Genomic DNA, 19,974 nt, shown 5'->3' on the forward strand with positions numbered 1-19,974 from the left:
CGTGCCGACCGGGAAGAGAATTGCTACAGTATGTAGCGCTTTCATCCCCTCGTTATTCCATGTCGACTCTGGCCTCGTTTTGGACTCAAGCTATCGCGTGGGTCAGCACCCATCTCGTCGAACCGGCGATCGCGTTCCTGCACATCGCCGGCAGTGCCGGCGACCCGCTGGAGATCTCCGAAGCGTTGCTCATCGCGATGCTCCAGCTGTTCATCATTGGCTGCATATTTCGGCCGCTCGAGAGCGTCGTCCCGGCCGAACAATGGGCCGACCGGCGCCTGACGCGCGTGGACCGTCTCTATACGCTGTTGATGTTGCTGGGGCTGTTCCCGCTGTTCAGCTATCTCGTGTTGACGCCGTTCGCCAACATGCTCGGCAGCCTGGGGAGCGATGCCGCGGCCCAGGCCCCGGCCTCATCCGGGCTCAAGCATTGGGTGCCCTGGTTCGAAGAACATCCCTACGTCCTGTTCCTGGTCTATTACGTCGTCTACGACTTCGTCTATTACTGGATGCATCGGGCCCAGCACGCCATACCGTGGTGGTGGGCGCTGCACAGCATGCACCACAGCCAGCGTCAAATGAGCTGCTGGACCAATGATCGCGGCAGCTATATCGACGGAGTGCTGCAGTCGTTCATCCTGGCCACGGTCGGGCTGTTGATGGGAGTGGAGCCCTCGGAGTTTGCGCTGCTCGTGTTGCTGAGCGAGCTGGTGCAGAATCTTTCACACACCAACGTGCGCTTCGGCTTTGGGCGCATCGGCGAAAAACTGTTGGTCGATCCCAAGTTCCATCGCCTGCACCACATGGTTCGCGATCCGGAGCGGCCCTCGCTGCACAATTGCAATTTCGGCCAGGTGCTACCCATTTGGGACATTCTTTTCGGCACGGCCTTGTACGGTGAAAAGGTCCGCCCGACCGGCGTCAGCGACCCCATGGTCGACATCGATAACCAATATGGGCTGGTCGGGCAGCAATGGGAGGCGGCCAAGCGATTCTGGGGCGCCGTGCGCCGGCGAGCCGGCTGGAAGCTGGGCGAGGTCTCGTTCGGCCCGGATTATGCACCCATCCCGAGCGACGAGGCGGTGCACCTGCCCGAGCGCGCGCACGCGCCTGGGCTCACGGGCGTGCCAGGTGCCATACGCCGTTGACGCCATCGCCGGTCCGGTCGCCGGGCGCCTTGTCCTTGACCCAGAAATACAGGGGCTTGCCCCGGTATGCCCACTGGCGGCTGCCGTCTTGGCGGGTGACGACCATCCAGTCTCCATGGCGCTTGGCGTCCGCGGGGGCGGCCAGCGGCGGCCAGTTCTGCGCGCAGGCGCCGTTGCAGGCGCTTTGCCCGACCGGATCGCGGTCGAAGGTATAAAGGCTCATGCCGTTCGGCGCCACCAGTATGCCGTCGCTGATTTTCGCCGGTTCGGTCACCATGAGCGATGAGCACCCCGCCGCGAAAACGGCGCTGGCGCATGCTGCACGGAAGAGCGTTGTGACCATGATGCCTCCTCGAGAGATCCACGCGTCGCGGCAGCCGTCGACACCGATGGCAGCCGGCAGCGCCACGCAGGCAAGGCCAGAAGTGCATGCCCATGGGGGCAATGCTACGTCGCCTTCAGCCTTCAGTATGGTCGGCTTTGGACCGTTCTCCCACCCGGGCGGGCGAGGCGTTTGTAATGGATTGCAACCCCGCTCCGGGCCTTGTTTCCAAGCATGTCGGCCGGAGGGATCTTGCCGGGGCGTAGGTCATAATGCCCGAAATTCTCTAAACCCAGCTCATGAAAAGCGAGTCCACATTCTTCGAATGGTTGGGCAGTGCGCTCGGCGAGGTCATCCGGACCATCGTCGCGGCGCTCAAATCCGTGTTCGGGGGCTTCGGGGAAGCCGTAGGCGAGTTCTCGTCCGGTCTTGCCGATGCCCTGGGCATGAGTCCGACTTTGTTCAATTTTGCCCTCCTGGTGCTGGGGATGCTGCTGTTGTACGCCGGGATCCGGGCGTTGCTTAGCCGGTCCATCCTCGGGGCGCTCTTCTGGTTCTTCTTGGCGGCCCTGCTGCTTGGGGGGCTGATCGGCGAGAACGGCGTGTCCACCTGAGCCGTCGCGGGCCGGGCACGGTTGCGGACCGGCCGGAATTGCGGTGTCATGTAGGCGTCCATTGCAAGGTAGGTGCATGCTTCCCATCCTCATTCTCCAGACCGGCGGTCCTCCCCAGGCCGTCGGCGATGTCTACGGTGGTTTCGACCGCATGGTCAGCGAGGTGGCCGGCCTGGACCCGGCTGGTCTTGTGCGCGTGGCCGCCTACAAAGGTGAACGGCCGCAGGCGCCTACGCGCTACCGGGCGGCCCTGATTACCGGCTCGCGGGCCAACGTAACCGATCACGCCCCATGGAGCGAAGCGTGCGCGGGCTGGGTGCGCGATGCCATGGACGCCTCGCTGCCCCTCTTCGGCATTTGCTATGGCCACCAGTTGATCAGCTATGCGCTCGGCGGGCGCATCGACTACCTCGAGGGAGGGCGGGAGATCGGCACCCGCCCCGTGGAACTGACCTCGGCGGCGCGCGAAGACCCACTGCTGGCCGGCATGCCGGCCATGTTCGCCGCCCATTTCATTCGGGAACAGGCGGTGCTCGAACCGCCGCGGGGTGCGGTCGCGCTCGCGGTCAATGACCGGGATCCTCATCAAATGCTGCGATACGGCCCGAATGCGGTGTCGGTCCAGTTCCATCCGGAGTTCACTGCGCCTATCATGCGGGCGTATTTCGACGTCATGCGTTCCGGTTTGGACGCTGAGGGCATCGACGTGCAGGCCTTGCGCGCGGGCGTCGCCGAAACGCCGGCTTCCCACGCCATCCTGCGCCGCTTTTTCGAGTCGACGGGCACGATTCCCGGTGCCGGAAAGGCATCTGCGGCCGCCGCCTGACGCGTCGCCCTTTACCCCGATTACCAAGGAGACAGCCTGCTTATGCATGCTCGTTGCGTGAGCCGGCCTGCGAGCCGGTTCTTATCGGCTTTGGGCGCCGGCATGGCCTTGATGGCCGCGGGCCCATCCCATGCCCAGGCCGAACTCTCCGCTTGCCTTGCCAAGCTGAGGCAAGATGCGCCGGCCCATGGCATCCAAGTCGCTGCGTTCGACGCCTACACGCGTGATGCCTCCTTGCTCGCCTCCACGGTGGCGGCGGCGCGCTCCCAGCCCGAAGGCCAAGAAACCTGGTGGGATTACATCGCCAAGACCGTCGACGAAGAGCGCGTCGCGGACGGCCGAAAGCTGATGCAGGCGCAGGCCGGGCCCTTGGCCCAGATTGCTGATCGCTATGAAGTCGATGGCGAAGCGCTGGTGGCCATTTTCGGCATCGAGACGAACTATGGGACGCAGCTGGGCAGGACGCGGGTGCTCGACGCCTGGTTGACGCGGGCTTGCACCGAGGGCAAGCCGCTATGGATCAAGAACGTCTACGCCTCGGTGCGACTGCTGAGCGAAGGCCGGGTGCAGCCCGAGAGCTTCGTCGGCTCCTGGAGCGGCGCCTTCGGCATGACCCAGTTCATCCCCACGTCGTTTTACGAACTGGCCGCCGACGGGGATGGAGACGGGCGGATAGATTTGTACGGGTCGCTACCCGATGCGCTGGCGTCGACCGCCAATCATTTGCGCAAGCGGCGCGCGCGGTGGACGCGGGGGTTGCTGCCGGTCATCGAGGTCAAGCTGCCTGCGGCCGTGGCAGCGTCCGTGCCGATGGGAGAGGAGTTCGCCGGCACGGCGCGCCGCAGCCTGGCAGAGTGGGCGGCGATGGGCGTGGCGCGGGTCGATGGCGGCCGGCCGGACCGGACGCGTGCGGACGAGCCCCTGCCGGAGTCGCCGGCCCAACTGTTTGCGCCCACCGGCGCCCAGGGGCCAGTATTCCTGGTCACCCGTAATTTCGACGCGATCTTGAGCTACAACGGATCGCGCAAGTATGCCTTGGCAGTCAGCTTGCTGATCGACAGGCTGCGCGGGGAGCCGGCACTCGCAACCGCGTGGCCCACGGACGATCCGGGCCTGTCCCGTGCGGAAATCCGCGAGCTCCAGTCGTTGCTGCTGGCCCGTGGCCATGATGTCGGCACGCCCGACGGCGTTCCGGGCGCGCGCACCCGCGGCGCGGTGGCCGCCGAGCAGGCGCGCGCCGGCCTGCCGACAGACGGCAGGGTCGGGCGACGGATTCTCGAAACCCTGCGGCAGACCTCCCTACCGCATCCGGAGCAGGGGCCGCTGCCGCAGTCCCAGTCCCGGAGCGGTGCATGACGGCGGGCATCCTTTCCATAGACATCGGGGGCAGTGGCTTGAAAGCTGCCGTCATCGACGACGAAGGTAAGCGCATCAGCAAGCGCGTGCGCGTGCCCACCCCGCGCCCGTGCCCCCCGGGCCTGTTGGTCGAGAAAGTGGCACGCATGGTGGCCAAGCTGGAGGGATATGACCGCGTTTCCATCGGCTTTCCTGGCATGATCCGCAACCAGCGCGTGCTGACGGCGGTCAATCTTCATTCAGACGAGTGGGCCGGGTTTCCCTTGGCCGAGGTGTTGGGCGAGCGTCTCGGGTGCCCGGCGCGGATGATCAACGACGCTGACATGCAGGGCTACGGACTCGTGCGCGGCGTCGGGCTTGAATTCGTCATGACGCTCGGCACCGGTGTCGGCACGGCCTTGTTCCGGGACGGGAAATTGATGCCGCACATGGAGCTGGCCCACCATCCGATCGAGGGCAGGAAAACCTACGAGGACTACCTGGGTGCCGCCGCATTGCTCGCGGTGGGCGAAGCGCAGTGGAACCGCCGCCTGCGCAAGGCGCTGGGCCTGATCGACATCCTGCTCAGGCCCGACCACGTGTTTCTCGGGGGCGGCAATGCGCGCAAGGTAACGATCGAGCTGCCGCCGAACGTCACGGTGGGCTCGAATGCCGCCGGGATCAGCGGCGGAGCCGCGCTCTGGCGTGATTGGGACTCAGTCCGGTCATAGCGTACGCCCCTTGGGCGAAGGCGACTGTGCGATCCTGCTTCGTCAAGGCAGCTCCGCCGGGTAGCCATCGAGCGCGAGCGAGACCTGGCGACGTATGTCCCATTCCGCCAGCGTCGCCTGTACGGCGCCGTAGAACACGCCGTTCCTGACTACGAACATCGAGGGTAGGTGGAAGACTTCGTAGCGTTCGACCAGTCCTTGGTTGCGGCCGGCGTCTATCCAGCAGAGGCGGCGTACCGGCAGGCTCATGTCGGGAAGGCGGGCACGCGCCATTTTGCAATTGGCACATGTGGCGCTGGTGAACACCAGCAGCGAGGTGCCGGGGGCGTCCAGCAGGAAACGGTCTGCAGTGCCGTCGTCGAGTTCGATTTGTTCCATGAAACGAGCGTAGCCTTTCGGCTGCGCGCAGAGGCCATGGGCGACAATATATCGGATTCTTCGCCCGACCCGACCCACCATGCACGACGAAAAACGAGACTCCAGGCCCGCGCGTTGCGTTTGGGCCGGCAATGATCCGCTTTACATCGCTTACCACGACGAAGAATGGGGCCGGCCCGTCGCCGACGATACGGCGTTGTTCGAACGCATCAGCCTGGAGGGGTTCCAGTCAGGCCTGAGCTGGTTGACCATTTTGCGCAAGCGGCCTGCGTTCCGGCGCGCCTTTGCCGGATTCGACATCGATGCGGTGGCGGCTTTCGGTCCCCGCGACGTGGAGCGTTTGCTCGGGGACCCGGGCATCGTGCGCCACCGAGGCAAGATCGAAGCGGTCGTCAACAATGCCCGGCGCGCCGTCGAGCTGCGCGCCGAGGCGGGATCGCTGGCAGCGTTCCTGTGGCGCTACGAACCTCGAACCGAGTATGCCGGGCCGCCGCGGAGCGAGTCTCCCGAGTCGCGCGCGTTGTCCAAAGAGCTCAAGCGGCGGGGGTGGCGTTTCGTCGGGCCGACCACGCTCTACTCGCTGATGCAGGCGGTGGGCATGGTCAATGATCACGGCCCGCATTGCATGTGCCGCCTCGAGGTCGAACGCCTGCGCCAGGCCTTTGCCCGGCCGGCGGACGGTGCAGCCTAGAAAACGCTTTCCGCTTCGTTGTGGTGTTCGACGATAGAACGCACCGTGTGCGGGACCGGTCTGCCGGCGAATTCGCACTCGTGCGAGACGTTCGCGGGGCAGCCTTCGATCAGCGGGCAGCGGTCGAAGAGTTCGGCCACCCAGTCGACGAACACCCGCACCTTGGGCGAGAGGTGGCGGTTGTGCAGGTAGACGACCGAGATGGGCATGGGGGAAGGGCGCCAGGCGTGCAGCACTTCGCGCAGCTGACCCGACTCTAGGTAGGGTTGCACCATATAGCGCGGCGGCTGGATGAGGCCGAAACCCTGGAGTCCGCATTTGACGTACGCTTCCGCGTCGTTCACGGCGACGACGCCGTGGACTTTCACTGCGGTGGGCACCCCGTCGATGACAAAATCCCAATCGATGGCGCGACCTGTCCGGGACGAAAAATAGTGCACCGCCCGATGATGCTTCAAATCCTCGATCGTACGAGGTTCGCCGTAAGTCTCCAGGTAGGACGGCGCCGCGCAGGTGAGGCTCTCGTAGGTGGCGATGCGCCGCGCGACGAGCGAGGAATCTTGCAGCTCGCCAACGCGAATGGCGCAATCCACCGCCTCCTGAACGAGGTCTGCGGGGCGGTCACTCATGCCGATGACGAGCTCGATGTCCGGATAGCGGGCGTGAAACTCGCACAGCGCCGGAATCAGTATCGACCTTCCGATACAAGGCGGCGTATCTATCCGTAGGCGTCCCTTCGGCCCGCGCGACACGTCGCGGAAGGAGGATTCCGTTTCTTCCAGGTCCGCCAGGATGCGCTTGCAACGCTCGTAGTACGACGCGCCGTCCGGCGTGAGGCTGATCTTGCGGGTGGTACGGTTGAGCAGCCGAACCTGTAGCAGGCGTTCGAGGTCGCGGATCGTGGTGCTGACGGTGGCCCGGGGCAGGCCCATGCTATCGGCCGCCAGCGTGAAGCTGTTGGCTTCCACGACGCGGGTGAAAACCTGCATGGCTTGGAATCTGTCCATGGAGCCTCCTGATTGGTCCTCGGGATTGTTCGTCGAGGACGAATAGTGTTAGCAGAATGGCGGGATTTATCGAGACCACGATAACACTCAAAATCGGTCATCTCCCAAGTTGCCTACACGAAATCGAGGTTTTTCCATGTCTCTCATTCGTAAACACGCGCGGCTAGCGCTGGTGCTGCTCGTCTTACTTGCTGCTGCTGGCGTGCTGGCCGTTGCGCGCCTGCCGGCCCAAGCGGGCGATGCCCTGCCGCCCGCGCCGCAAGCGGCGGTGGTTGACGTTGCGGAAGTCGTTCGGCGCACCATCATCGATTGGCGCAGTTACTCGGGGCGGCTGGAGGCCGTGGATCGGGTGGAGATCCGGCCGCTCGTGTCCGGCACGTTGACTGCCGTGCATTTCCAGGATGGCGCCATGGTCAAGAAGGGCGACGTGCTGTTCACCATTGATCCGCGGCCCTATGCCGCGGAGGTGGCGCGCATGGAAGCCCAGCTTGCGGCCGCCAAGGCGCGCCAGGCCTATACGGCGTCAGAGCTGGCTCGCGGGGAGCGCCTGCTGGCCGACAATGCAATCGCCAAGCGCGATTTCGAGGAAAAGCAGAACGCGGCGCGCGAGGCAGCGGCCAACTTGCAGGCAGCCCAGGCGGCGCTCGCGGCGGCTCGCCTCAACCTGGAATACACCCGCATCAAGGCGCCCGTGAGCGGACGCATTTCCCGTGCGCTCGTGACGGTGGGCAACGTGGTCGCTGCAGGCGCGGCCTCCGCGCCGCTCACGACTTTGGTGTCCACCGAGCGCCTATACGCGGCCTTCGACATCGACGAGCCGACTTACCTGAAGATCGCCCGGGCCAGTCGCGCGGCGGGCGGGGTCATTCCCGTCTCGATGGGGCTTGCCGACGATGAAGGGTATCCCCGCCGGGGAACGGTCAGTTTCATCGACAACAAGCTGGACGTGACCTCGGGCACCATACGCGTGCGGGCGATTTTCGACAATCCCGACGGCCAGTTGATTCCGGGGCTGTATGCGCGGGTGCGCGTGGGGACCGGACAACCCCGGGATGCGCTGCTCATCGACGATCGCGCGGTTGGTACCGACCAGGACAAGCGTTTCGTGTTGGTGCTGGACGAGGCCAATCGCACGCGTTATCGCCAGGTTCGGCTGGGGGCGGTGACCGAAGGGCTGCGCGTGGTAGAAGCCGGCTTGGAGGCGGGGGAGCGTATCGTCGTCAACGGGTTGCAGCGCGTGCGTCCCGGCGAGCCGGTCGCCCCGCGCCTCGTCCCCATGGCCGGCGCCGGCGGGAGCCTGGCAGGCGAGCAGCCTGCCAGCGGCGAGGGCGGTACGCCCGAGCATGATCCGGCGATTCCGCTGGCCAAGCGCGTCTGAGGCAGGCGGACGATCATGGACATCTCCAAATTCTTTATCGACCGGCCGATCTTTGCCGGCGTGCTCTCCGTTCTCATTTTGCTCGGCGGCGCGCTCGCCATGTTCCAGTTGCCGATTTCCGAGTATCCCGAGGTCGTGCCGCCTTCGGTGGTGGTCAGGGCGCAGTACCCCGGCGCCAATCCCAAGGTGATTGCCGAGACGGTCGCAGCACCATTGGAGGAAGCCATCAACGGCGTCGAGGACATGCTCTACATGCAGTCGCAGGCAAACAGCGACGGCAACCTGGCGGTCACGGTGACGTTTCGTCTCGGCATGGATCCTGACAAGGCGCAACAATTGGTACAGAACCGGGTTTCCCAGGCGTTGCCACGCCTGCCCGAGGACGTGCAGCGGCTGGGCGTGACCACGCTCAAGAGTTCCCCGACGCTGACGCTGGTGGCGCACCTGATCTCGCCCGACGATCGCTACGACATGACGTACCTGCGCAACTATGCCCTGATCAACGTCAAGGACCGCCTGGCGCGTATTCCTGGCGTTGGCGAGGTGCAGCTATGGGGCGCTGGAAATTATTCGATGCGCATTTGGCTCGACCCGCAGAAAGTGGCACAGCGCGGGCTCACGGCCTCAGATGTGGTGGCGGCCATACGCGAACAGAACGTACAGGTGGCAGCCGGCGTGATTGGCGCTTCGCCCAATACGTCCGACGTATCGCTGCAGTTATCGGTCAACACCCAGGGCCGCCTGCAGACCGAGGCCGATTTCGGAAATATCGTGCTCAAGGCTGCACCCGATGGCGGCGTGACGCGGCTATCCGACGTCGCGCGCATCGAGCTGGCGGCCGCCGAGTACGGCTTGCGCTCACTGCTGGACAACAAGCCCGCTGTGGCGCTGGCCATCATGCAATCGCCCGGGGCCAACGCGCTGGCCGTCTCGGACCAGGTGCGCGCCGCAATGAAGGAAATCGCCGAGGACTTCCCGCCCTCGGTGGAGTACAGGATCGTCTACGACCCGACCCAATTCGTGCGCGCGAGCATCAAGGCGGTCGTTGCCACGCTGCTGGAGGCGGTCGCGCTGGTGGTCCTAGTAGTCATCGTTTTCCTGCAGACGTGGCGCGCTTCCATCATCCCGCTGCTGGCGGTGCCGGTGTCCATCATTGGCACGTTTTCGCTGCTGCTCGCCTTTGGCTACTCGATCAATGCGCTGTCGCTGTTCGGCATGGTGCTTGCCATCGGCATTGTGGTGGACGACGCCATCGTGGTGGTGGAGAACGTCGAGCGCAACATCGCGGCGGGGCTGACGCCGCGCGAAGCGACTTACCGCGCCATGCGGGAGGTGAGCGGCCCCATCATCGCCATTGCGCTGACGCTGGTCGCGGTGTTCGTGCCACTCGCGTTCATGACAGGGTTGAGCGGCCAGTTCTACAAGCAGTTCGCCATGACGATCGCCATCTCGACGGTGATCTCGGCGTTCAACTCGCTGACCCTGTCGCCGGCGCTGTCGGCCTTGCTGTTGAAGCCTCATGGCGCGGAACCCGACGCACTGAGCCGCGCGATGAACCGCGTGTTCGGCGGCTTTTTCCGGCGCTTCAACGACTTGTTCGGCCGCGCCTCGGTGCGGTACGGGCAGGGCGTCTCGGGCGTGATCTCGCGCAAGGCATTGGTGATGGGCGTCTATGCCGTGCTGCTGGCTCTGACGGCCGGTGTCTCGGCCATCGTGCCTGGCGGGTTCGTGCCCGCACAGGATAAGCAATATCTGGTGGCCTTCGCGCAATTGCCCAACGGCGCATCGCTCGATCGCACCGAAGCGGTCATTCGCCGCATGTCAGACATCGCCCTCAAGCAGCCGGGCGTGGACAGCGCCGTCGCCTTCCCAGGACTGTCGATCAACGGTTTCACGAACAGCTCCAGCGCGGGCATCGTGTTCGTATCGCTCAAGGATTTTTCCGAGCGCAAGGGCAAGGATTTGTCGGCCGATGCGATCGCGAACGCGCTGAACAGGCAGTTTGCCGAGATCCAGGAGTCATTCATCGGCGTGTTTCCTCCGCCGCCGGTCATGGGGCTGGGCACGCTAGGCGGATTCAAGCTGCAGATCGAGGATCGCGCCGCACGCGGCTACGCCGAATTGGATGCCGCGGCGAAAGCTTTCGTGGCGGCGGCGCAGCAGGCGCCCGAGTTGGGGCCGACCTTCACGAGCTACCAAATCAACGTGCCGCAGCTGGAGGTTGAACTCGATCGCGTCAAGGCCAAGCAGCTCGGCGTCGCGGTGACGGACGTGTTCGACACAATGCAAATCTATTTGGGTTCGCTGTACGTAAACGATTTCAACCGTTTCGGACGCGTCTACCAAGTGCGTGCGCAGGCTGACGCGCCGTTTCGCGCGCACCCCGACGACATCCTCGCGCTCAAGACGCGCAATGCCGCGGGCGAAATGGTGCCGCTGTCTTCCCTGGTGCAGGTGCGCCCGGTCTACGGCCCGGAGATGGTCGTCCGCTACAACGGCTATACCGCGGCGGACATCAACGGCGGGCCGGCGCCAGGTTATTCGTCGGACCAAGCCCAGGCCGCGGCTGAACGCATCGCCGCACAAGTGCTGCCGCGTGGCATGAAGCTGGAATGGACGGACCTCACCTACCAGCAAATTCTCGCGGGCAATGCCGGGGTCTGGGTGTTCCCCATCAGCGTGCTGCTGGTGTTCCTCGTGCTCGCGGCGCTGTACGAAAGCCTGACCTTGCCGCTGGCCGTGATCCTGATCGTGCCAATGAGCATCCTGGCCGCGCTCACGGGAGTCTGGCTGACGCGGGGGGACAACAACATTTTCACGCAGATCGGCCTCATGGTGTTGGTGGGCTTGGCGTCCAAGAATGCGATCCTGATCGTCGAGTTTGCGCGCGAGCTCGAATTGCAGGGCAGGTCCGTGGTGCAGGCGGCGATCGAAGCCAGCAGGCTGAGGTTGCGGCCGATCCTGATGACGTCGATTGCGTTCATCATGGGCGTGGTGCCGCTGGTGTTTTCCAGCGGCGCCGGCTCCGAAATGCGCCAGGCCATGGGGGTCGCGGTGTTCTTCGGCATGCTGGGTGTGACGCTCTTCGGATTGTTCCTGACACCGGTTTTCTACGTGGCGCTGCGCATGGCCGCCGGCTCGCGCAAGCTGCATTCGGCAACCCACCGCGACGCGCCCATCACGGCTGCCACGGCGCAAAGGGGGCACGCATGAGACGGGAGGACACGATGCAGACGCACAAACGCGGGTTGGGCCGCTTCTCTGCACTGCTGGTGGCCTTGGCGCTGGCAGGATGCGCCACGGCGCCGGATTATCGGCCGCCGCGGCCGGACGTACCGGCAGCCTTCAAAGAGGCCCAAGGCGGGAACTGGAAGGTGGCGGAGCCGGCCGAGGCCGGACATCGCGGCCAGTGGTGGAAGATCTTCGGCGATCCGGTACTGGACGAGATGCAGGCACGTGCCGAACAAGCGAACCAGGACCTCAAGGCCGCCGCGGCGCGGCTTGCGCAGGCGCGGGCGAGGTTGGGCGAGGCGAGGGCGGATCTTTATCCCGGCGTGGGCGTGGGCGCCGGCCCCACTCGCCAGCGGCCGTCTCCTGCCTCGCGGGGGCTGCCGGCAGACGCCTCGACCTCCGCGTCCACGCTGTGGCGGGCGCAGGCCGCGGTTTCGTACGAGGTGGATTTGTTCGGCCGGATCGCTTCGGCCGTAGAGGCCGCCTCGGCCGCAGCCGAGCAGGGCGAAGCGTTGTTGCGCTCTGTCCAGCTCGCCTTGCAGGCGGATGTGGCCCACGCCTACTTCCTGGTGCGCGAGCTTGACGCCGGACAACAGCTCTACGAGGGGACGGTCGCTTTGCGCGAACGTACCCTGGCGCTCATCCAGCGCCGCTACGACGAGGGGGACATCAGCGAACTGGACCTTGCGCGGGCCCGCACCGAACTCGCGTCGGCCCGGTCCGAGGCGCTGGATATCGCCCGCCAGCGGGCGGCTGCCGAGCACGCCCTGGCCATCCTGCTGGGCGAGGTGCCCGCCAACTTCAGCCTGCCCCCGAGGCCGCTGGGCCGTCTGATGGTGTCGGTGCCGCCCGGGCTGCCTTCGGCATTGCTGGAACGGCGGCCGGACATCGCGGCCGCCGAGCGCGCGATGGCGGCGGCGAACGCCCGCGTTGGCCTCGCCCAGGCGGCATTCTTTCCTCGCCTCGAGTTGACGGGGGCGCTCGGCTACGAGTCGGCGCAACTGAGTGATTTGTTCAACTGGTCCAGCCGCACGTTCATCTTAGGTCCGCTCGTGGGGACCATGCTGACGCTCCCGCTGTTCGACGGCGGGCGCCGCGACGCGTCCGTGGCTGCCGCGCGCGCCGCCTATGAAGAGGAAGTCGCCAAGTATCGGCAAACCGTACTGAACGCGTTCCGGGAGGTCGAGGACAATCTCGCCCATCTGCGCATCCTGCGCGAGCAGTACGAGGCGCAGGACCAGGCGGTCGAGTCGGCGGCCCGGGCGGCGCGTTTGTCGCAGATTCAGTACCGGGAAGGGTCGGTCAGCTATTTGGACGTGATCGATGCGGACCGCAGCGTGCTGCAGCAGCGCCGCATGGCGACCCGGCTGGACGGAGAGCTGGCGCGCTCGGCCGTGAACCTGATCCGCGCGCTCGGCGGCGGCTGGGAAAGCACGCCGGCCCCTGCGCCGACCGCGGCGCAAACGTTGCGGATGGAGCAAGCTTCGTAACAAGGCATGCAAAGGGAAGGAACTGCGCCCGGGAGGAGTTCTACGGTGTACCGAACGCTTACATCCTCGCCGGGCGCAGTTGCCGGACGGGAACTTGGCGCCTCTACACTTGATCTAGATTGACGCATTAGCCTCGGTTGCGAGGCCTGGAACGAACAAGAGGAGCCATCCATGAATACGCATATTCACAGCAAACGTTTCGTCCTGCACCTCGGCGCAGCCGTCTTGGGCGCCCTTGTTTTTTCCGCTGCCCAGGCCGCCATGAGTCCGGAAGCGGCTTACCGGGAGGAGGTCGCGCGCTGCAATAGCGGCAAGACCGGCCAGGACCGGGCAACCTGCCTGCGCGAGGCCGGTGCTGCGCTGCAAGAGGCCCGCCGCGGCCGCCTGCGCGACGAGGACCCCTCGATTTATGAGAAGAACCGGATCCTGCGCTGCAACGCCCTGCCCGAGGCCGACCGCCCGGCGTGCATCGCGCGCGCGGAAGGCCGCGGCACCGTTACGGGCAGCGTCGAAGGGGGCGGCTTGCTGCGCGAGTACAGGGAAGTCGTCCCCGCCACGGAGGCCGGCAGTGCCCGCTGACGCCTAAGGGCGGCGTCACTGCCTCCGGGGGAGCGGCGCCCAGCGCGACCGTGCGCTGGGCGCGATGCAAGAGCTACGTTATAAAATGTAATATACGTCGGCTTTGCATCAATCCGGGGGCCAGGTGCGCATCGCCATATTGGAAGACGATCCGGCGCATGCCAGGATCATCGAAAAGACACTGCTTCAGGCTGGGCACCAGTGCCAGGTGTACGGTGACGGCAGGCTGATGCTGCGCGAGTTGCACAGGCAGAGCTACGATTTGTTCGTGCTCGACTGGCATGTGCCGCACGTCGAGGGGCCGGAAATCCTGGGGTGGATACGACGCAACCTGCCTCGCCACCTGCCCGTGCTCTTCGTCACCAGCCGCGACGATGAACAAGACGTCGTCGAGGGCCTTCAGGCCGGTGCTGACGACTACATGACCAAGCCCATCCGGGCCTTGGAGCTCCAGGCACGCGTCACGGCGTTGCTGCGCCGCGCGTATCCGGAAACTACCCGTCCCGTCCAACCCGGCTTCGGGGACTACGTTTTTGATTTACACCGCCGCGAGATCAGCCTAAGGGGCAAAGTCGTCGACCTCAAGCCCAAGGAGTATGAGCTCGCGCTGTTCCTGTTCCGCAATCCAGGCAGCTTGTTGACCCACCAGCATCTTCTCGAGGAGCTGTGGGGCACCAGCGCCATCGATACGCGCACGGTCACCACCCACATGTCGCAATTGCGCCGCAAGCTCGATCTGCGGCCGCAGAACGGCGTGCGGGTCGTCCCCGTGTACGGACTGGGTTACCGGTTCGAGGTGCTGGATTCAGCGGAAACCCCCACTAACACCAACAACGACGCCTCCCCATGAAAATGTTCCTTCCCGTGCAATGCAGCGTCCGGCTCACCACATGGGCACTGGCAGCCGCGTGTGCGGGTGCTGCGGCGCCTGCGCTGGCCCAGCAAGCAGAACCCATCCGGCACGTCGTGCGCAACGGCGACACGCTTTACGACCTCGCGAACGCTTATCTCGAAGATCCACTTCAATGGAAAGCCTTGGCGCAGGCGAACGGCAATCCGCACCCGCGCCAGTTGAAGTTGGGTTCGACCATCGTCGTGCCCGATGCGCTGTTGCGCAAGAAACCCGGCGGCGCGCGGGTGGTGCACGTCTCCGGGACGGTGCGATACAAGGTTCGAGGCGGCGCCGAAGGCGCGCTCGAACCGGGCATGCGGCTGATCGACGGTGACACCGTCATCACTGACAGCGGCGGATTCGCGACGCTGGAAATGACAGATGGCTCCATCGTGCGCGTGACGGGGGATTCCGAGCTGCGCCTGGAGCGCCTGCGGTACAGCCTCGTCAAGAAGCGCAGCGAGACCACGGTGAGCCTGGACAAGGGCCGGGTGGAATCGCGCGTGACCGCGCAGCAGCCCACGGGAAGTCGGTTCCGGGTCGATACGCCGCTGATGGCAGCGGGGGTGCGCGGCACGGAATTCGGCGTCACGCTGCGCAATGATGGGGCCGCTACCAGCGACGTACTCCAGGGCGAGGTCGAGCTGACCGCACGGCAGTCTGGTTCGAGCGCGCGCGTGGCAGCAGGCACGGGCGGCGCCGTGGCGGCCGGGATGCAGGCTCCCGCATTGGCTCCCTTGCTGCCCGTGCCGGATTTGTCCGGCGTGCGCTCTTTGCAAGAGCGTCCCATCATCGACCTGGCCTTTGCACCGCAAAGCGGCGCGGTCTCCTATCGGGCCTTCATCTGGCCTGCCGGGGATCCCGAGCGAATCGTGGGCAACGTCGTCGCGTCGCAGCCCAGGGTGCGCTTTGCGGGCCTGGACGACGGCGATTACGTCGTCCGGATCAGCGCGATCGACGCGCAAGGCATAGAAGGGCGGCATGCTACTTGGCCCATCAAGCTCAAGGCCCGCCCCGAACCGCCGGTGACGCTCGCGCCCGTCGACGGCGGCACGGTACAACAGCAAGATGTGACGCTCGAGTGGACCGAAGGCGAGAACGCGATCGGCTACCGGGTGCAACTGGCCCGCGACGAGGCCTTCGCCGATCTTCTCCTAGACGAAACTCTGCAGGCGCAGACCGGGCGGACGGTCACCGGCCTGGCTTCGGGTACGTATTACTGGCGGGTGGCCAGTGTCGCGCGCGGCAAGGACGGCAGTCCGGACATGGGGCCCTATGGCGATCCGCGGCGCTTCATCGTCAGGCTGCCGGCCGGCAATAACGTTGCCCTGGAACAGGATGGTGACCGCCTGACCCTGGCCTGGGACGGCGAACCCGGCCAGCGCTATTGGGTGCAGGTCTCGGGCGATCCGAATTTCGCAACGATCGCGGCTGAGCAAAGAACCTCGGAGCGCCAATGGGCGGTCGAGGGCCTGCCGGCAGGCGAGTATTTCCTGCGGATACAGGCCACGGACAGTGACGGTTTCGTCCGGGAGTTCACCCGCCCGCAGCGTTTCCGCATCAACAACTTCATCCGCACCGGCGCCGGTCCCCTGCGTTCGGGCGACGGCCAGGAAGTCCGGCCGCAATAAGGCATGGACCGTCTTCTGGGCCGTCGGTTCGCCAGGGTGCTTGCCGTCGCCGTCGGACTGTGCCTGGCGGCGCTCCTGGCGTGGCAGGGGGGCCTGGGGCGCGTGGATGGCTCGCTGTATGACTGGATCAGCCGGTTTGGCGCACGCGATCCCCGGCCGGACGTGGTCGTGGTGGCGATCGACGAACGCAGCCTGGCACAAGTGGGGCGCTGGCCTTGGCCCAGGGATCAGCAGATCGATTTGATCGAGCGCATCGCCGCCCAATCGCCCGCGGCGGTCGGGCTGGACCTGCTGCTTTCCGAGCCGTCTTCCGATCCGCTGGTCGACCAGCGTCTGGCAGAGGCGTTTCGCCGCAGTGGCAACATCGTGCTGCCGTTTTTCACTGCGCAGGCGGGAACGGGGAAGGTGCAAGCCATGCTGCCCGTTCCGCCGCTTGCGGCCGCTGCCCACCGGTTGGGGCACGTTTCCATCGATCCGGACGCCGACGGCGTCGTCCGTAGCGTTTACTTGCGCGAGGGCCCGCATGGGCAGATGTGGGAGCATTTCGCGGTGGCGCTATTGCGTACGGCCGGTGCGCCGGTGCCCGACCCGCTTCCCGGCAATCGCGCGCCGCCGCGGCTGCCTTCCGAGGCGGCTGGCGATTGGCGGCGCGACCACTGGGTGCACGTCGCCTATGCGGGGCCGGCGGGGACGTATCGCACCTTGTCTGCGGCGGACGTGCTGGCGGGCCGGGTGCCTGACGATACCTTGCGCGACCGCATCGTGCTGATCGGGGCCACGGCGACCGGGCTGGGGGACGTATATCCGACGCCGTGGTCGGGGCGGCACCGCTTCATGCCGGGAGTCGAGATTTCGGCCAACGTCATCGACAACCTGCTCTCGGGAGAGACGCGGGCCGTCATGGCGCAGTGGCTCGCCATGACGCTGTCCGTCCTGCTGGTGGCGGCCGTACTGCCTGCGCTATGGCTGCTGGCCCCGGGTTGGGCCTTGGCTGCGTCGGCGGCGGGCGTTGCGGCGACCGTCACCGTGAGCGGGGTGCTGCTGCTGGGCCAAGGCGTGTGGTTCCCCCCGGGGGCGGCGGCATTGTCGATCGTTGCCTTTTATGTGACCTGGAACTGGCGGCGGCTGGAGCGCGCCGCGACCTATCTCGTGGATGAGCTCCGGCGGTTGCGTCGCCACGGTGCGGTGGACGAACCGCCTTCGCCCGGCGGAGGGGATTTGATAGACCGGCGCATCCGGAACCTGGCCCATGCCACCGGTCGCCTGCTCGATGCGCAGGCTTTCATGTCATCAGTGATCGAGAGCCTGCCGGATGCCGTGCTGGCCGTCGGCCAGGACGGCCGGGTGCTGTTGTCCAACCAGGCGGCAACGACGCGTTTCGGCACAGCAGCGGGCAAGGGGGCCGAGATGTCGGGCCTGTTGGAGGGTTGGGCCCTGGTTGGAGGAGGGGCCTTGACCTGGCCGCCTTCCGTCGAGGCCGGCCGCTTCGCAGAGTGCCGTGACCCTTCAGGCAGGGCTTTCCTTTTCGAATATGCACCTTGCGCGGGGTTGGGTGAGGGCGATGCGGCATGGATCGCGACACTGGTAGATATCTCGGCGTTGCGCGAGGCTGAGCGCAAGCGTGACCAAGCCTGGCGATTCCTGTCGCACGACATCCGCTCGCCGCAGGCAGCCATCCTGGCGCTGCTGGACCTGCACGAAAACGATCCTGATGAACTGTCCCGCGACGAGCTGCTCGCCCGCATCCGGCGCTACGTGCTTCGGACCCAATCCCTGGCCGAATCCTTCGTCGAGTTGGCGCGCCTGGCTACTGCGCCTGTGCAGGAGGAGCTGCTGGACGGCGCCGATGTGCTGCTCGATGCGGCCGATGAGTGCTGGAGTCTCGCGCAGGCCAAGGACATCGCGCTGCGGACCGATTTGCCGGACGGTGCGGCCCCGTTGCGAGGCGAGCGCAGCTTGCTCGTGCGGGCACTCGTGAATCTGATCAACAACGCGGTCAAATTCAGTTCACCCGGCAGTCCCGTGGAATGTCGCTTGTTCTCGCAGGACGGCAACTGGTGCTTGGCGGTGAAGGACCGCGGGCCAGGCATTGCGCCTGAGGAGCAGGCACGGCTGTTCCAGGAGTTCTCGCGCGTGGGTGGCGCTTCGGCGGGAGAGCCGGGCTTCGGGCTGGGGCTGGCCTTCGTGAAGGCAGTGGCGGAGCGGCACCACGGCCGCGTCGAATGCGATAGCGAACCGGGCCGGGGCAGCGAGTTCCGCATCGTCCTGCCCGCGGCCTCCCCATAGGCCAGCACGCCACTTGCCAGGTGGGGCGCGGCGGCGCGATGGTATCATCCCCGCCGATACTGCAACGGTTGTCGCAAGCGTCGACGTCATTCGATGCGTTGAAAGTCGCTCCGAGGTCCGCCGGGCCGGTGCGTATCGCTTATCGACGCTCGACGATGAACAACGCCTCCCCGGAATTTTCCTCCCTATCCTCGACGCAAGCGGCGCAACGCCTTCTACCACTGGTAGCCATCGTCTTGACGGGATTCTTGGCCGTAGGCCTGCCTTTGCCTGCGCTGCCCCTGTACGTCAATGGCAGGCTCGGATTTTCTCCCTTGGTCGTGGGATGGGTCATCGGCTTGCAGCCGCTGGCAACGATCCTCACGCGCAAGTTCGCCGGCGCTTATGTCGATCGGCATGGACCTCGCCAGGCGGTGATGCTGGGACTGCCGATGGCGATGGGCGCGGGTTCCCTCTACGCAGCGTCAGCGCTGATTCCGCATCCCACGGCGTCCCTCGGGGCGCTCGTGGTCGGTCGTGTCCTCATGGGCCCTGCGGAAAGCCTGTTTCTCACCGGCACGATGACTTGGGGCATAGGCCGCATCGGGCCGCAGCGAACCGGCCTGGTGATGTCTTGGCAAGGCATCGCGATGTTCGCGGCGCTCGGGCTCGGGGCGCCGTTGGGCATCGGGATCATGCAGCGCCTGGATTTCCTGGCCGTCAGCCTGGCCACCATGGCGTTTCCGATGGCCGGGCTCGTCGTCGCCTCGCGGGTGCCGGGCGTTCCGGTGCTCGGCGGCAAGCGCAAGCACGTCCCGTTCTTGCGCATCATCGCGCTCATCTGGAGGCAGGGGGCGGCCCTGTCGCTGGCGTCGGCGCCGTTTGCCGTGCTGACGGCCTTCGTGGTGCTGTACTTCGCCGACCGGGGATGGGATGGCGCGGGCCTGGCGCTGACCGGCTTTGCGGCCGGATACATCCTCGTTCGCCTTTTCTTGGGCAAGCTGCCGGACCAATTGGGCGGCCGCCAGGTGGCCCTGGTTTCTCTGGTGGTCGAGGCGCTCGGGCAGGGCTTGCTTTGGATCGCGCCCGATCCCGTGTTTGCGCTCGCCGGAGCGACGCTGACGGGGCTCGGTTTTTCCTTGGTGTTTCCGTCCATGGGGGTGGAGGCCATGCGGCGCGTGCCTGCGCAAAGCCGGGGCGTGGCGGTGGGAGGTTTTCTCGCCTTCGTGGACGTCACGGCGGCGGTGACCGGGCCACTGGCCGGCCTGTTGATCGGTGCGCTCGGATATCGCTCGGCTTTCCTGGCGGGCTTGGCCGCGTGCGTGGCCTCCGCCGCTCTGATTGCCTTCGGCATGGGCGGCGGCGATCGCTCGCAGACGTGATTGCCGGGAGCGGGGCGCCGCCGTGCCACTCGTCCGTCGCGTGCCGCTGCAGGTAAGATGGGGTTGCCGACGGC

17 protein-coding genes are annotated in these 19,974 nt (G+C 66.1%); 14 read left to right on the forward strand and 3 right to left on the reverse strand.

The window, feature by feature from the left end:
• Nucleotides 1-59 precede the first annotated feature (59 nt).
• On the forward strand, nucleotides 60-1,148 hold the full coding sequence (locus tag Q0319_RS08650; RefSeq protein WP_296466538.1) for a sterol desaturase family protein: 1,089 nt from the start codon (nucleotides 60-62) through the stop codon (nucleotides 1,146-1,148).
• Here Q0319_RS08650 and Q0319_RS08655 read toward each other — a convergent pair.
• A complete protein-coding gene (locus tag Q0319_RS08655; protein ID WP_296466541.1) occupies nucleotides 1,117-1,491 on the reverse strand; it encodes a hypothetical protein in 375 nt (124 codons plus the stop codon). The two genes, Q0319_RS08650 and Q0319_RS08655, sit on opposite strands and share 32 nt — an antisense overlap.
• Before the next feature lie 278 nt (nucleotides 1,492-1,769).
• Between Q0319_RS08655 and Q0319_RS08660 the strand changes: the two genes are divergently transcribed.
• The 4 genes from Q0319_RS08660 (at nucleotide 1,770) to Q0319_RS08675 (ending at nucleotide 4,976) form a co-directional block, all read left to right on the forward strand.
• Entirely contained in the window at nucleotides 1,770-2,084 is a 315-nt protein-coding gene (locus Q0319_RS08660) for a hypothetical protein (RefSeq protein ID WP_296466544.1), read from the forward strand.
• A 76-nt stretch (nucleotides 2,085-2,160) separates the two neighbouring features.
• Nucleotides 2,161-2,910, forward strand: a complete 750-nt coding sequence (locus tag Q0319_RS08665) for a glutamine amidotransferase (RefSeq protein WP_296466547.1) — start codon at nucleotides 2,161-2,163, stop codon at nucleotides 2,908-2,910.
• A 42-nt stretch (nucleotides 2,911-2,952) separates the two neighbouring features.
• The gene (locus Q0319_RS08670; protein ID WP_299451808.1) at nucleotides 2,953-4,266 is read left to right on the forward strand and encodes a lytic murein transglycosylase; all 1,314 of its coding nucleotides are present in this window, start codon (nucleotides 2,953-2,955) and stop codon (nucleotides 4,264-4,266) included.
• On the forward strand, nucleotides 4,263-4,976 hold the full coding sequence (locus Q0319_RS08675) for an ROK family protein (RefSeq protein WP_296466554.1): 714 nt from the start codon (nucleotides 4,263-4,265) through the stop codon (nucleotides 4,974-4,976). The genes Q0319_RS08670 and Q0319_RS08675 overlap by 4 nt, the downstream gene beginning before the upstream one ends.
• Nucleotides 4,977-5,018: 42 nt before the next feature.
• On the opposite strand, the gene Q0319_RS08680 is transcribed toward Q0319_RS08675, so the two are convergent.
• On the reverse strand, nucleotides 5,019-5,354 hold the full coding sequence (locus Q0319_RS08680; RefSeq protein ID WP_296466557.1) for a thioredoxin family protein: 336 nt from the start codon (nucleotides 5,352-5,354) through the stop codon (nucleotides 5,019-5,021).
• A gap of 79 nt (nucleotides 5,355-5,433) precedes the next feature.
• On the opposite strand from Q0319_RS08680, the gene Q0319_RS08685 reads away from it, so the two are divergent.
• Complete coding sequence (locus Q0319_RS08685) at nucleotides 5,434-6,045, forward strand: DNA-3-methyladenine glycosylase I (RefSeq protein ID WP_296466560.1); 612 nt, start codon at nucleotides 5,434-5,436, stop codon at nucleotides 6,043-6,045.
• On the opposite strand, the gene Q0319_RS08690 is transcribed toward Q0319_RS08685, so the two are convergent.
• Nucleotides 6,042-7,052, reverse strand: coding sequence for a LysR family transcriptional regulator (locus Q0319_RS08690; protein WP_296466563.1), 1,011 nt, complete (start codon nucleotides 7,050-7,052; stop codon nucleotides 6,042-6,044). The genes Q0319_RS08685 and Q0319_RS08690 overlap by 4 nt on opposite strands.
• Nucleotides 7,053-7,188: 136 nt before the next feature.
• Here Q0319_RS08690 and Q0319_RS08695 point away from each other — a divergent pair, with 136 nt between their 5' ends.
• The 8 genes from Q0319_RS08695 (at nucleotide 7,189) to Q0319_RS08730 (ending at nucleotide 19,900) form a co-directional block, all read left to right on the forward strand.
• Nucleotides 7,189-8,430: an efflux RND transporter periplasmic adaptor subunit gene (locus Q0319_RS08695; protein ID WP_299451812.1), complete on the forward strand. Its 1,242-nt coding sequence runs from the start codon at nucleotides 7,189-7,191 to the stop codon at nucleotides 8,428-8,430.
• A 15-nt stretch (nucleotides 8,431-8,445) separates the two neighbouring features.
• Nucleotides 8,446-11,643, forward strand: coding sequence for a multidrug efflux RND transporter permease subunit (locus Q0319_RS08700; RefSeq protein WP_299451814.1), 3,198 nt, complete (start codon nucleotides 8,446-8,448; stop codon nucleotides 11,641-11,643).
• Nucleotides 11,644-11,657: 14 nt separating this feature from the next.
• A complete protein-coding gene (locus Q0319_RS08705; RefSeq protein ID WP_299451816.1) occupies nucleotides 11,658-13,151 on the forward strand; it encodes an efflux transporter outer membrane subunit in 1,494 nt (497 codons plus the stop codon).
• Nucleotides 13,152-13,322: 171 nt separating this feature from the next.
• Entirely contained in the window at nucleotides 13,323-13,730 is a 408-nt protein-coding gene (locus Q0319_RS08710; protein WP_299451818.1) for a hypothetical protein, read from the forward strand.
• A 124-nt stretch (nucleotides 13,731-13,854) separates the two neighbouring features.
• The gene (locus tag Q0319_RS08715) at nucleotides 13,855-14,580 is read left to right on the forward strand and encodes a response regulator transcription factor (RefSeq protein WP_299451820.1); all 726 of its coding nucleotides are present in this window, start codon (nucleotides 13,855-13,857) and stop codon (nucleotides 14,578-14,580) included.
• A complete protein-coding gene (locus Q0319_RS08720) occupies nucleotides 14,577-16,253 on the forward strand; it encodes a FecR domain-containing protein (RefSeq protein WP_299451822.1) in 1,677 nt (558 codons plus the stop codon). Before Q0319_RS08715 ends, Q0319_RS08720 begins: the two co-directional genes overlap by 4 nt.
• Nucleotides 16,254-16,256: 3 nt before the next feature.
• On the forward strand, nucleotides 16,257-18,539 hold the full coding sequence (locus Q0319_RS08725; RefSeq protein ID WP_296470985.1) for a CHASE2 domain-containing protein: 2,283 nt from the start codon (nucleotides 16,257-16,259) through the stop codon (nucleotides 18,537-18,539).
• A gap of 155 nt (nucleotides 18,540-18,694) precedes the next feature.
• On the forward strand, nucleotides 18,695-19,900 hold the full coding sequence (locus Q0319_RS08730) for an MFS transporter (RefSeq protein ID WP_299451824.1): 1,206 nt from the start codon (nucleotides 18,695-18,697) through the stop codon (nucleotides 19,898-19,900).
• The last annotated feature ends 74 nt before the right edge of the window (nucleotides 19,901-19,974 follow it).

The organism is uncultured Pigmentiphaga sp., from assembly GCF_937950555.1.
GTDB lineage: Bacteria > Pseudomonadota > Gammaproteobacteria > Burkholderiales > Burkholderiaceae_B > Pigmentiphaga.